This is a genomic window from Bacillus proteolyticus, assembly GCF_001884065.1.
Classification (GTDB): Bacteria; Bacillota; Bacilli; order Bacillales; family Bacillaceae_G; genus Bacillus_A; species Bacillus_A proteolyticus.
Window position 1 is genome coordinate 77,081 of the sequence record NZ_MACH01000052.1, and the last position, 13,395, is coordinate 90,475.

The 13,395-nt window shown below is 36.7% G+C and carries 13 protein-coding genes; 11 read left to right on the forward strand and 2 right to left on the reverse strand.

The window, feature by feature from the left end:
* The first annotated feature begins 224 nt into the window (after positions 1 to 224).
* The 4 genes from BAQ49_RS05700 to uvsE all read left to right on the forward strand — a co-directional run bounded on the left by BAQ49_RS05700 (position 225) and on the right by uvsE (position 5,708).
* Positions 225 to 1,310 (forward strand): D-alanine--D-alanine ligase, encoded by a 1,086-nt coding sequence (locus BAQ49_RS05700; RefSeq protein ID WP_071744536.1) that lies wholly within the window; start codon positions 225 to 227, stop codon positions 1,308 to 1,310.
* 60 nt (positions 1,311 to 1,370) lie between these two features.
* Positions 1,371 to 2,747, forward strand: a complete 1,377-nt coding sequence (murF, locus tag BAQ49_RS05705; RefSeq protein ID WP_071744537.1) for a UDP-N-acetylmuramoyl-tripeptide--D-alanyl-D-alanine ligase — start codon at positions 1,371 to 1,373, stop codon at positions 2,745 to 2,747.
* Positions 2,748 to 3,051: 304 nt separating this feature from the next.
* Positions 3,052 to 4,650 carry a degradosome RNA helicase CshA gene (gene cshA, locus BAQ49_RS05710; protein WP_071744538.1) on the forward strand — a complete coding sequence of 533 codons (1,599 nt, stop codon included), beginning with the start codon at positions 3,052 to 3,054 and terminating at the stop codon, positions 4,648 to 4,650.
* 95 nt (positions 4,651 to 4,745) lie between these two features.
* Positions 4,746 to 5,708 (forward strand): UV DNA damage repair endonuclease UvsE, encoded by a 963-nt coding sequence (gene uvsE / locus BAQ49_RS05715; protein WP_071744539.1) that lies wholly within the window; start codon positions 4,746 to 4,748, stop codon positions 5,706 to 5,708.
* 75 nt (positions 5,709 to 5,783) lie between these two features.
* Here the strand turns inward: uvsE and BAQ49_RS05720 are convergent, their stop codons facing one another.
* Positions 5,784 to 6,332, reverse strand: a complete 549-nt coding sequence (locus BAQ49_RS05720; RefSeq protein WP_071744540.1) for a rhomboid family intramembrane serine protease — start codon at positions 6,330 to 6,332, stop codon at positions 5,784 to 5,786.
* A gap of 92 nt (positions 6,333 to 6,424) precedes the next feature.
* Between BAQ49_RS05720 and acpS the strand changes: the two genes are divergently transcribed.
* The 6 genes from acpS (at position 6,425) to BAQ49_RS05755 (ending at position 12,370) form a co-directional block, all read left to right on the forward strand.
* On the forward strand, positions 6,425 to 6,784 hold the full coding sequence (gene acpS / locus BAQ49_RS05725; RefSeq protein WP_000635042.1) for a holo-ACP synthase: 360 nt from the start codon (positions 6,425 to 6,427) through the stop codon (positions 6,782 to 6,784).
* Between the two features lie 156 nt (positions 6,785 to 6,940).
* The gene (locus BAQ49_RS05730; RefSeq protein WP_071744546.1) at positions 6,941 to 7,891 is read left to right on the forward strand and encodes a LolA family protein; all 951 of its coding nucleotides are present in this window, start codon (positions 6,941 to 6,943) and stop codon (positions 7,889 to 7,891) included.
* Between the two features lie 118 nt (positions 7,892 to 8,009).
* Positions 8,010 to 9,179 (forward strand): alanine racemase, encoded by a 1,170-nt coding sequence (alr, locus tag BAQ49_RS05735; RefSeq protein ID WP_071744541.1) that lies wholly within the window; start codon positions 8,010 to 8,012, stop codon positions 9,177 to 9,179.
* 311 nt (positions 9,180 to 9,490) lie between these two features.
* Positions 9,491 to 9,778 carry a CopG family ribbon-helix-helix protein gene (locus BAQ49_RS05745; protein ID WP_071744542.1) on the forward strand — a complete coding sequence of 96 codons (288 nt, stop codon included), beginning with the start codon at positions 9,491 to 9,493 and terminating at the stop codon, positions 9,776 to 9,778.
* 4 nt (positions 9,779 to 9,782) lie between these two features.
* On the forward strand, positions 9,783 to 10,133 hold the full coding sequence (ndoA, locus tag BAQ49_RS05750) for a type II toxin-antitoxin system endoribonuclease NdoA (protein WP_000635963.1): 351 nt from the start codon (positions 9,783 to 9,785) through the stop codon (positions 10,131 to 10,133).
* 68 nt (positions 10,134 to 10,201) lie between these two features.
* Positions 10,202 to 12,370, forward strand: coding sequence for a Tex family protein (locus tag BAQ49_RS05755; protein ID WP_071744547.1), 2,169 nt, complete (start codon positions 10,202 to 10,204; stop codon positions 12,368 to 12,370).
* Positions 12,371 to 12,427: 57 nt separating this feature from the next.
* On the opposite strand, the gene cmpA is transcribed toward BAQ49_RS05755, so the two are convergent.
* Positions 12,428 to 12,544 carry a cortex morphogenetic protein CmpA gene (cmpA, locus tag BAQ49_RS31145; RefSeq protein WP_001143642.1) on the reverse strand — a complete coding sequence of 39 codons (117 nt, stop codon included), beginning with the start codon at positions 12,542 to 12,544 and terminating at the stop codon, positions 12,428 to 12,430.
* 208 nt (positions 12,545 to 12,752) lie between these two features.
* On the opposite strand from cmpA, the gene BAQ49_RS05760 reads away from it, so the two are divergent.
* Complete coding sequence (locus BAQ49_RS05760) at positions 12,753 to 13,214, forward strand: SprT family protein (protein WP_071744543.1); 462 nt, start codon at positions 12,753 to 12,755, stop codon at positions 13,212 to 13,214.
* Positions 13,215 to 13,395 lie beyond the last annotated feature (181 nt).

Here is a 13,395-nt window from a genome sequence, read left to right on the forward strand (position 1 = left end):
ATCTCTACATATTTTAGGTACATAACCAGATTAGATAGCAATTTTACTTTAAAGTTTAATTTTGTTTAGGTGTGTAGAAAATTAAAGAGGAAAAGTGTAGAAAACCAATAAGTGGTGTCTTTTAATTATTTGTGGAAGTTACATTTTATTTCAAATAGGAACTACCTATTTTTATAAAAAGTGCTAAAATAGAAAAATGAAAACAATTGGTTAGGGTGATTTCAGTGACAAAAATTAAATTAGGTTTATTATATGGTGGAAAATCAGCTGAGCATCAAGTTTCGTTACAAACGGCTCTTGCTGCTATTAAAGCGTTAAATCAAGATAAATTCGAGGTTCATCCAATTTATATTACAGAACAAGGTCAATGGGTACGCGGTGAGCGTATTGAAGGTGAAGTAACAGATGTTGAAGCTTTAAAAATGAGCGGTGCAGAAAATGCGATTTCTCCGTTATCATTAAGCACGGAAATTATTCCATCTGAAACTTCTGAGGAAAATGCTATCGACGTTATTTTCCCATTACTACATGGACCAAACGGTGAGGATGGAACGGTTCAAGGATTATTAGAATTAATGAACATTCCTTATGTAGGAAATGGTGTTCTAGCATCATCTGCCGGTATGGATAAAGTTGTTATGAAAAATATCTTTGCAGAAGCTGGTTTAAAACAAGCGAAATATGCATCTTTCATTCGTAGTGCATGGGAAAAAAATCGCGAAGAGGCTTATGACAAAGTAGAAGAGAAGTTAGGATATCCTTGCTTCGTAAAACCAGCGAATCTTGGTTCAAGTGTTGGTATTAATAAATGTAAAAATCGTGAAGAACTTGAGAGTGCATTCGAAGAGGCATTCCAATTCGATCGCAAAATTATTGTAGAAGAAAATATCGTAGGTCGTGAAGTAGAAGTTGGTGTACTAGGTAACGATGAGCCGAAATGTTCAGTTGTAGGTGAAATCGTACCGAAAAAGGATTTCTATGACTATAAGTCGAAATACATCGATGGTGATACAGCGTTAATTATTCCGGCTGAAATGACGGAAGAAGAGTCTAATGTCATTAAGCGAGATGCAATTATTGCTTTCCAATCGTTAGATGGTGCTGGTTTAACAAGAGCCGATTTCTTCTTAACGAAGGACGGAGAAGTATATATTAACGAAGTGAACACAATGCCAGGATTTACGCCGTTTAGTATGTTCCCTTTATTATGGCAACATACTGGATTACCGTATCCAGAATTAATTGAAGAGCTAATTAATTTAGCAATTGAGCGTCACGAAGAAAAACAAAAAATTAAATATACAATCTAACAAAAAAGGAGGAAGCACTATTCGAAGGAATAGTGCTTCCTCTATGTAAGGAGTGTTTTCATGATAAACCGAACGTTAAAACAAGTAGAACAGATGATAAATGGTACTGGATTAGCAAAGCAGTATGAGGGAATTACTATAAAAGGAGTGTCTATTGATACGAGAAAAATTGAAAAGGGAAACTTATATGTTCCGATTCAAGGTGAACGTTTCGATGGACATGCTTTTGTAGATAAAGCTGTTGAAAGTGGAGCTGTTGCTACATTATGGATGAAAAGTGTAGCAAATCCGCCTGAGAATCTTCCTGTTATTTTTGTAGAGGATACGCTATCAGCGTTACAAATGTTAGCGAAAAATTATCGCGATCAACTGGATGTTAAAGTTGTTGGTGTAACAGGTAGTAACGGTAAAACGTCTACGAAAGATATTGTAACGAGTCTTCTTGCAACTAAATTTAAAGTTCAAAAAACAGAAGGTAATTTCAATAATCATATCGGCTTACCTCTTACTATTTTAAACCTAGAAGAAAATACAGAAGTAGCTGTATTAGAAATGGGTATGTCAAGCCGCGGAGAAATTGAATTCCTATCCAAGTTAGCTCGTCCTAATGCAGCTATTATCACGAATATTGGTGAGGCGCATTTAATGGATTTAGGCTCTCGTGAGGCAATTGCAGAAGCGAAGTTAGAAATTGTTACAGGCTTACAAGAAGGTGGAGTATTCGTATACAATGGAGATGAGCCATTATTAACGAATCGTGTTCCAGAAATGAATTTAGCAGCTGAAACAGTTACATTTGGTGATGCGAGAGCAAATGATTATTATCCAACTACTGTAACATTACAGGCAACTGGGACACACTTTAAGATGAACAGAGATGAAACTTTTTCATTCTATCTACCAGTACTAGGGAAGCATAATGTATATAATACACTTGCTTCAATGGCAATTGCGAAACATTTTGGTGTAACATGGGAAGAAATGAAAAAAGGTTTAGTAACACTTCAAATGACAGGCATGCGTATGGAAATTGTAAAAACAAATAGTGGTTTAACAATTATCAATGATGCTTATAATGCAAGTCCAACGGCTATGGAAGCAGCGTTCCACCTAATGAATGGTTTAGATGGATTTGCTAAAAAAATTGTTGTACTTGGTGATATGCTAGAACTTGGTGATCAAGAAGTACAATTCCATTATGAGGTAGGTAAATTAATCGACCCAGCAAAAATTTCATATGTATTCACATATGGTAGATTAGGGGCTCAAATTGCTGAAGGAGCGAAAATTAACTTCCCTAATGAACGTGTAAAGGCGTATGATAATAAAGAAGAGCTAGTAAAAGAGTTACAAGCAGTCGTTGATGTGAAAGATGTTGTATTAGTAAAAGCATCTCGCGGCATGAAATTAGAAGAAGTAATTACGATGTTGAAATAATTGGTGTATATAAATAGGGATGATAGCTACGAAAATAGAGGAAACTTATAATAAGCGCTTACAGTAAATATAAAAAAATAAAAGTGAAGAAAAAAGCTCTGAATATGAAAATAAGGTAACAGTTGGGTTTGCTTTTTGCACATACAAAACTTATAATTGATAAAGTGTAATAACGTTTAGAAGTATTTTCGTGTAGAAATACGCCCGTTTATATACGTGAGCATTCAGGAAAAGGGCTTTTCCGCCAATTCGGAAAATGCCTTTTTTTAAATGATAAGTATAGGATAGAAAAGGAGAAGTAACATTGACAACATTTCGAGAATTAGGATTAAGTGAATCTTTATTGCAATCTGTTGAAAGTATGGGCTTTGAAGAGGCTACGCCGATTCAAGCTGAAACAATCCCGCATGCATTGCAAGGTAAAGATATTATTGGGCAAGCGCAAACAGGTACAGGGAAAACAGCAGCATTTGGATTACCGCTATTAGATAAAGTAGATACTCGTAAAGAAGCAGTTCAAGGTATTGTTATCGCGCCAACGCGTGAATTAGCAATCCAAGTTGGAGAAGAGCTATACAAAATTGGTAAACATAAACGTGTTCGTATTTTACCAATTTACGGTGGTCAAGATATTAACCGCCAAATTCGTGCTCTAAAAAAACACCCACACATTATTGTTGGTACGCCGGGTCGTATTTTAGATCATATTAACCGTAAAACACTTCGCCTGCAAAACGTTGAGACTGTTGTTCTTGATGAAGCGGATGAAATGTTAAACATGGGCTTCATTGAAGATATTGAAGCGATTTTAACAGATGTACCAGAAACACATCAAACATTATTATTCTCAGCGACAATGCCAGATCCAATCCGTCGTATTGCTGAGCGTTTCATGACTGAGCCTCAACACATTAAAGTAAAAGCAAAAGAAGTAACAATGCCAAACATTCAGCAGTTCTATTTAGAAGTGCAAGAAAAGAAAAAGTTTGACGTATTAACACGCTTACTAGATATTCAATCTCCAGAGCTTGCGATTGTATTCGGTCGTACAAAGCGTCGTGTTGATGAATTATCAGAAGCATTAAACTTACGTGGTTATGCAGCAGAAGGTATTCATGGTGATTTAACACAAGCGAAACGTATGTCTGTATTACGTAAATTTAAAGAAGGTGCTATTGAAGTTCTTGTTGCAACAGACGTTGCTGCACGTGGTCTTGATATTTCAGGCGTAACACACGTATACAACTTCGATATCCCACAAGATCCAGAATCATACGTTCACCGTATCGGTCGTACTGGCCGTGCAGGTAAAAAAGGTATTGCAATGCTATTTGTAACACCACGTGAATCAGGACAATTAAAAAATATCGAGCGTACAACAAAACGTAAAGTTGATCGTATGGAAGCACCGACACTTGACGAGGCATTAGAAGGTCAACAACGTTTAATCGCTGAAAAACTTCAAAGCACAATTGAAAATGATAACTTATCATACTACAAGCGTATTGCAGAAGAAATGTTAGAAGAGAATGACTCTGTAACAGTAGTAGCTGCTGCTTTAAAAATGATGACAAAAGAGCCAGATACAACACCAATCGCTTTAACGTCAGAACCACCAGTTGTTTCAAGAGGTGGCGGTTCTAAAAAACGCGGTGGTAACGGAGGCGGATACCGTGATGGTAACCGTAATCGTAGTCGTGATGGACGCAGCGGTGGCGATGGTCGTAACCGTGATCGCAATCGTGATGGACGCGGCGGTGGCGATGGCCGTAACCGTGATCGTAATCGTGATGGTGGCAGTCGTGATGGTGGTAGTCGTGGTCGTAGAGGTGAAGGTCAAGGTCGCCCAGGATCTTCAAATGGACGCGGCGAAAGAAAACATCATAGCCGTCCACAAGCTTAATAAAAAAAGAGAATGCCCTTTGCTGGCATTCTCTTTTTTTTTATTTCTGTAATTGTGCATACTACATAATAACTCGTATAGAAAAGGGGTGCCATATGCTTGTAAGACTCGGGTATGTCGCGATGAGTGTACATTTGAAGAATGCATCTCCATCTCAAACGATGACATATGCACAGTTTCAGCGGATTGATGATCGAGAGGCGGCGATTCGTAAGCTCGAAAGAATTGCTAATTCGAATTTGGAAAATTGTTTACGGTTATTAAAGCATAATAAAGGGCATGACATATCTTTCTTTCGGCTTAGTTCCAAGCTTATTCCTTTAGCGAATCATGAGGAGTTGTTAGAGTGGAACTATATTCGCCCCTTAAAAGAAAATTTAAAAGTGCTAGGTGAGTACGCTATTCGTATGAATATGCGAATTGATTTTCATCCGGATCACTTTGTTGTACTAAATTCACCTGAGGAGAGTATTTTCAAGCAATCTGTAAAGACATTGCAGATGCACAAAAAATTATTAAAGGGTATGGGAATTGAACATAAACAGAGATGTGTATTACATGTGGGAGGAGGTTATAACGATAAGGAACTTGCATTAGAACGTTTTATAGAAAATTGGTCAAGTGTTCCAAGAGGTATTCAAGAGATGGTTATATTAGAAAATGATGATACGACTTTCTCTCTAGAAGAAACATTGTATTTGGGAGAGAAATTAGATATTCCAGTCGTGTTTGATTTGCATCATCATATGATGAATAATGACCAGGAAGATTGGCATGAAGATTGGGCACGTGTTGTACATACGTGGGAATCGTCTTTGTTACCAGTTAAAATGCATATTTCTAGTCCTAGGGATGAAAAAGATCCGAGAGCACATGCAGATTTTATTGATGTAGATACTTTCTTATCTTTTTTGAAAAAGATAAAGGGGAGTGTTCCGCAAATTGATTGTATGATTGAGGCGAAGAAGAAGGATGAGTCTTTATTTCAATTAATGAGAGAGTTAAGTAAACAAACAGAGGTGGAAATTATCGATGGTGCGAGCTTCTATATTAAATGAGCTCTGCACCATCGATTTTTTGTCCCGCTATTTGTGGGAGTCGGGCTGCCCGTAAAATCCCCACTGATTAAAGTTTCACTTTATTAAAAAAGGGGTGCAAATACCACCAATTATCAATCCTGTTAAATGGCTTATAGGGTTGGCAGAAGGATTAAAGAAAGTAAATAGCAGTAATAGAAGTATCGTGATTGAAAAAATAGCAATTTCTTTTGGGTTTGAAGAACGATATCGACTATACAATAAAAATAATTGTGCACCTAGCAATCCGAAAATACCACCAGATGCTCCGGCGTGAATATAGTCAAGAGGCATAATAATATAAGAAGAAATATTGCCGATAATGCCAGAAAGAAAAAAAATAATGATGAAAGAAAAATGTCCTAGTTGTTTTTCAATAGAAGAACCAAGAACAAATAAACAAATGCTATTGGAAAGAAAATGTTGTAAGTCTACGTGTACAAGTAGGGAAGTTATGATACGCCACCATTCTCCTTTAGCGATATATTCATTGTGGGCTGCCATGTGAAAGAGGGAAAAGTCGCTCAATATAATCGTGACTAATTGTATAAGAAGTAAAGAGAGGATGACTGGTTGTAATAGCATACGGGTAGATGGTATTAGCATGTTGTTAGTATCACTCCTTTTGCATCAGAAAGATTCTCTGTTATTCTTACAATATGAATGCAGAAAGCTAAATAGAAGAAGGGGATTTTGAAATGATTGTAGGGATTGGAATCGATATTATTGAATTGAATCGAATTGAAAAAATGCTAGATGGAAAGCTTAAATTTATGGAACGTATTTTAACTGAAAGTGAACGTAATGTTGCCAAGGAGCTGAAAGGAAGTCGTCTTACAGAATTTGTGGCAGGAAGATTTGCAGCAAAAGAAGCGTATTCTAAGGCGGTAGGAACTGGAATTGGGAAAGAAGTTAGTTTTTTAGATATAGAAGTAAGGAATGATGATAGAGGTAAGCCGATTCTTATTGCAAATACAGAGCATATTGTTCATTTATCAATTAGCCATAGTAAAGAATTTGCTGTTAGCCAAGTTGTTTTAGAAAGCTCGTCACGCTAGTCTGCATATTTTATATCTTTGTCTCATATATTTGAGGTAGCGATAAGGAAGGCATATCTTCCATTCATTTATAGGGGCAAAGGGGCTGAAGTGATGAAAAGGCGTCTGTTTTTAGTTCTCATCGGTTTATTGACCGTTTTTGTGTTGGCGGGCTGTATGGAAAAGAAACAGGAAGATGTTGTGAGAGATTTAGAGGCAAAAGTTAAAGGTATGAAGAGTTATCAAGCTGAAGCGAAATTATCTATTAAAACAGGAAATGAGCCGCAGGAGTATAGTGTAGAAATTTGGCATAAAGAACCTTCGTATTATCGTGTGAATTTAAAGAATGCGAAAAAGGATCAGAGTCAAATTATTTTAAGAAATGATGAAGGGGTATTTGTATTAACACCTGCGCTTAATAAGAGCTTCCGTTTTCAAAGTGATTGGCCGCAAAATAGTAGCCAGGCTTACCTATATGAATCACTTGTGAGAGATATTTTGCAGGATAAGAAAAACCTTACTTTCGAGAAAACAGATAAGTATTATATTTTCAAAACAAAAACAAACTATCAACATCAAAATATGTTACCGAAACAAGAGATTACATTGAAGAAGAGTGATTTAACACCAGTTTCCGTGAAACTGATGGATAATGATCAAAATGTCCTTGTAAAAGTAGATTTCACTAAAGTAAAGTTTGATACAAATTTTGATAAAGGTGCATTTGATACGAAACAAAATATGTCCAGAGCGCAAGTAGATGTTCAGACAACAGCGAAAGAAGACAAACCGTTTGCTATTTTGTATCCACGTGACACACCGCAAGGCATGACGTTGAAAGAGGAAGAAGAGTTGAAGACAGCCAGTGGCAAGCGTACGATACTCACATATACTGGAGGTAAGAAATCTTTTACTTTAATACAAGAAAAGGCAAAAGTTGCAGAGGCTTCATCAGCGGTAAGTGTAAGTGGAGAGCCGGTTGACCTTGGCTTCACGATTGGTGCATTGACGAAAGATTCTGTAACGTGGTCGCATAATGGAGTAGAATATATGCTCGTGTCTAAAGGTTTAGAGCCGAATGAGTTGTTGATGGTTGCTCGTTCGGTTACAGCGAAGCAGGTGAAGTAAACTTCTTAGACGTGGTGATATATGTGCACCACGTCTTTTCTTAGTTTGAAGGTGGATTTCATAAAAAGAAGCATATAAAAGAATAAGCTTCGCATATCGTGTATAAGGAAGTGTATTTATGGAAGAAGCACCGTTTTACCGTGACACTTGGGTGGAAGTGGATTTAGATGCGATCTATAACAATGTTACGCATATTAAAGAGTTCATTCCAAGTGATGTAGAAATTTTTGCTGTGGTCAAAGCGAATGCATATGGGCACGATTATGTACCAGTGGCTAAAACCGCATTAGAAGCAGGGGCAACAAGATTAGCAGTTGCTTTTTTAGATGAAGCTTTAGTGCTTCGGAGGGCTGGTATTACTGCACCGATTTTAGTATTAGGTCCTTCCCCTCCATGTGATGTAAATGTTGCTGCTGAAAATGATGTAGCATTAACTGTTTTTCAAAAAGAATGGGTGGAAGACGCGATAAAGCTCTGGGATGGTTCGTCAATAATGAAATTCCATATTAATTTTGATAGTGGTATGGGGAGAATCGGAATACGTGAACGTAAAGAATTAAAGAGGTTCTTAAAGAGTTTAGAAGGCGCTCCATTTTTAGAGTTAGAAGGAGTATATACACATTTTGCAACATCCGATGAGGTTGAGACTTCTTACTTTGATAAGCAATATAATACATTCTTGCAGCAGTTAAGTTGGTTGAAAGAATTTGGAGTGAACCCTAAATTTGTCCATACAGCCAATAGTGCTGCAACGTTAAGGTTTCAAGGGATTACATTTAATGCAGTGCGAATTGGTATTGCGATGTATGGGCTATCCCCATCTGTAGAAATACGTCCTTTTTTACCATTTAAATTGGAACCAGCGTTGTCACTTCATACGAAAGTTGCTCATATTAAGCAAGTGATTAAAGGGGATGGGGTTAGTTATAATGTCACATACCGAACGAGAACCGAAGAATGGATTGCGACAGTTGCGATTGGGTATGCAGATGGATGGCTTAGAAGATTACAAGGATTTGAAGTGCTTGTAAATGGTGAAAGGGTACCGATTGTAGGGCGAGTAACAATGGATCAATTCATGATACATCTGCCTTGTGAAGTGCCGCTTGGTACGAAAGTTACACTCATTGGAAGACAAGGCGATGAGTATATTAGTGCTACCGAGGTTGCTGAATATTCCGGGACTATTAATTATGAAATTATCGCAACGATAAGCTTCCGTGTACCGAGAATATTTATACGACATGGTAAAGTTGTAGAAGTAATCAATTATTTGAACAATATATAGAAGAAGGTATTATTACTCAGCATCTCGTCATTTGGAGGAGTTTCACTAATAAAGAATAGGCTCTTTTTTGCTGGGTAGCTTCTTTTTATAATTGTTATTAATATAAGTTACAACGAAATATTACTGAAGGATTGCTTGATTTCTTGTTTAAAAAAGATAAAAAGTAAAAGAAGATGAATGTTTTATTTATGAATTGGAAAACATAAGCAAGGAATAAGGAAGTCTTTGCAACAGGCTCCATACAATGGTATTATTACAATAGGTGTCATATATATATTTGGGTGTGTAGTTGACGGTGGAGGTGTATTTTTGTGTCCGAATCAAGTGTAACTACTGAAATCGTGGTTCGGTTGCCAAAGCAAATGGTAACGGAATTGGACGGAATTGGAAAACAAGAGAATAAGAATCGCCATGAACTAATTTGCCAGGCAACAAAACTGTTATTGCGTCAACATAAGACGAAGAAACGCTACCAACATGAATCAATGCGACGTGGGTACATTGAAATGGGAAAAATTAATCTTGGTATTGCATCTGAAGCTTTCTTAGCAGAGTATGAAGCAGCTCATACAGTAGAACGCTTAGTTAGCGGGGGGTAATATTTTGATTGTAAAACGCGGCGACGTGTATTTTGCAGACCTTTCCCCAGTTGTTGGTTCTGAGCAAGGAGGCGTTCGTCCGGTTCTTGTCATTCAAAATGACATCGGAAATCGTTTTAGTCCGACTGTGATTGTAGCGGCTATTACTGCACAGATTCAAAAAGCGAAATTACCCACTCATGTGGAAATTGATGCGAAAAAGTACGGTTTTGAGAGAGATTCTGTTATTTTACTTGAGCAGATTCGAACAATCGATAAGCAGCGCTTAACGGACAAAATCACTCACTTAGATGAAGTGATGATGATTCGTGTAGATGAAGCGTTACAAATTAGTTTAGGACTAATAGATTTTTAAATCGGCAGTTTAAGTTGCTCTCTTTACAGGGCAACTTTTTTTTATTATAGAGGAGGTTACGGTTGGATATGGAAATGGTAGATAATCGACAAGGGTTAATGAAAATGTTAGTGAAAGAATTAGGCTTTACAGAAAAGCAAGTTCGTCATGTTATTCAATTAACAGAAGAAGGTAACACAGTTCCATTTATCGCTCGTTACCGAAAAGAATGGACAGGATCTCTAGATGAGGTGCAGATTCGTGCAATCTTAGAAAGATGGCAATATATGATGCAACTAGAAGATAGGAAAGAAGAGGTTCTTCGTCTTATTGGTGAAAAGGGGAAACTAACCGAAGAATTACGTCGTCATATTGTTGCTGCAACAAAACTTCAGGAAGTAGAAGATTTATATCGTCCTTATAAAGAAAAAAGAAGAACGAAAGCTACAATTGCTAAAGAAAAGGGATTAGAACCGTTAGCTGAGTGGTTATTGTTATATAAAAAAGAAAATCCAGCAGAGAAGGCTATGGAATTTGTTGATGGAGAAAAAGAAGTGGAATCTGCAGAAGATGCTTTGCAAGGTGCACAGGATATTATTGCGGAACTTGTTTCGGATAATGCGTCATATCGTAGTTGGATTCGGAATACTACTTTTCGAAAAGGGATTATGTCTTCATCTGTAAAAGATAAAGACAAAGATGAAAAGAATATATACGAAATGTATTATGATTATGAAGAACCGTTGCAAAAAGTAGTGCCTCATCGAGTGTTAGCGATGAATCGCGGTGAAAAGGAAGATGTATTAAGAGTTGCTGTTGTTACACCGACTGAGGAAATTAATCAGTTTTTACATAAAAAAATGATTCGTGATGAAGCTTCTAAAAGTGCGCACTATGTACAATTAGCGATTGAAGATGGATATAAACGATTAATCCAACCTTCAATAGAAAGAGAAATTCGTAAAGAATTAACAGAAACCGCTGAAGAACAAGCGATTCATATTTTCTCTGAGAATTTACGTAACTTATTATTACAGCCTCCAATGAAAGGGAAAGTTGTGCTAGCGGTAGATCCGGCATATAGAACAGGTTGTAAATTATCGGTAGTAGATGATACAGGGAAAGTTCTTAACATAGATGTTATTTATCCGCATCCACCTGTTCGTAAATATGAGGATGCAAAAAAGAAAGTTCTTTCAATTATAGATAAATATCAAGTTGAAATGATAGCAATTGGAAATGGTACAGCTTCCAGAGAAACTGAAGAATTTATAGTAGATGTCTTGCAAAATGTAAAACGGGATGTATTTTATATTATTGTAAATGAAGCGGGTGCTAGTGTATATTCAGCATCTGATTTAGCTCGTGAGGAGTTCCCGGATTTACAGGTTGAAGAAAGAAGTGCCGTTTCTATTGGGAGACGTCTACAAGATCCGCTTGCTGAGCTAGTGAAAATTGACCCTAAATCTGTAGGAGTAGGACAATATCAACATGATGTATCACAAAAAAGATTAAATGAATCGTTAACATTTGTGGTAGAGACAGCTGTTAACCAAGTTGGCGTTAATGTAAATACAGCTTCAGTTGCGTTGTTACAATATGTTTCAGGATTATCAAAAACAGTTGCAAAAAATATTGTAGCTAAGCGTGAGGAAGATGGGAAATTTACGAAACGTACTGAATTAAAGAAAATTCCTCGTTTAGGTGCGAAAACATATGAACAATGTATTGGATTTTTACGTATATTAGAAGGGGCGAATCCGTTAGATCGCACGGGGATTCATCCAGAACAATATAAAAATGTTGAATTGCTATTAAAAAGTCTAGGGTTATCAAAGAATGATGTAGGTAAACCGAACTTGCAGAAGAGTTTAGATGGAGTAGATGTTTTTAAATTATCTCAAGAGACGGAGATTGGCGAGCCGACTTTGGTTGATATTATTGAGGCTTTAATTAGTCCGGAACGAGATATGAGGGATGAGTTGCCAAAACCACTTCTGAAAAAAGGAATTTTGAAATTAGAAGATTTAAAGCGTGGTATGGAGTTAGAGGGAACGGTTCGTAATGTTGTTGATTTCGGTGCCTTTGTTGATATAGGTGTAAAGCAAGATGGCTTAGTACATATTTCTAAACTCAGCAAACAATTTGTAAAGCACCCGTTAGATGTTGTATCCGTAGGGCAAATTGTAAAAGTATGGGTAGATGATATTGATACGAAAAAAGGTCGTGTTGCATTATCGATGTTACCAATTGAATAGTAAGTAAAGAGAGCAGGTGAAACTGCTCTCTTTTTATGGATAGGAAAGTTTCGTTGATTATGAGCTTTGATGTATTTTACTATAATAAAACCAGCATTCATTTAGTAATTTGATTTGATACCGGTTTTTTTCGAAGTATGCACGTTGCATTTGTTTCTTTAGCCACGTAGGCATAGGAATCCCTCCTTGTTTAATCCTGCTCTCAAACATCTCTTCTTAATTAGTTAAAGAAATATTGATGAGAGGTTGGTGAGTGGATTTCTATCAATGCTTTATTTTTAGAAATCACGCTTCTTGAATGAGGATGGGTATATGTACTATTTAATATATGTATAGGAAGGGAGAAAAGTGTAAAAAAATTTTTTGTTTAGGAGGAATGAGAATGGATGAGCAAAAAATTCAGAGGTTAGTGGAAGAGGTATCGTTACAATACTTTGGGATGCCGTTTTTACATAAAGCGATGTTTAATAGTAGGTTACGTACAACTGGTGGGCGCTATCTATTGAATACTCATAATATAGAACTGAATTATCGATATTACGAAATGTATGGCAAAGAAGATTTAGTCGGGATTGTTAAACATGAACTTTGTCATTATCACTTACATATCACAGGAAAAGGGTATAAGCACCGAGATAGAGATTTTCGTGAGTTATTAAAGAAAGTGGGGGCACCCCGTTTTTGTAAACGAATGATTAATGAAGAGAAAAAGGAAACAAAAGTTTATACGTATGAATGTACGGGATGCTCACTTCAATATGTAAGAAGGCGTCAAATAAATACACAAAGATATGTATGTGGAAAATGTAAAGGGCAACTAAAACTGGTAGTGAAAACATCTTGACAGTGAAAACGCAATCCAGTATAGTATAAACATGTCACGTTTGTACAAGATGTTGTGAAAAAACTTCTTGACTTACGGTGATAATTTTTATAAGATACAAATTGTCTTTATTATTCCGCAGTAGCTCAGTGGTAGAGCTATCGGCTGTTAACCGATCGGTCGTAGGTTCGAGTCCTACCTG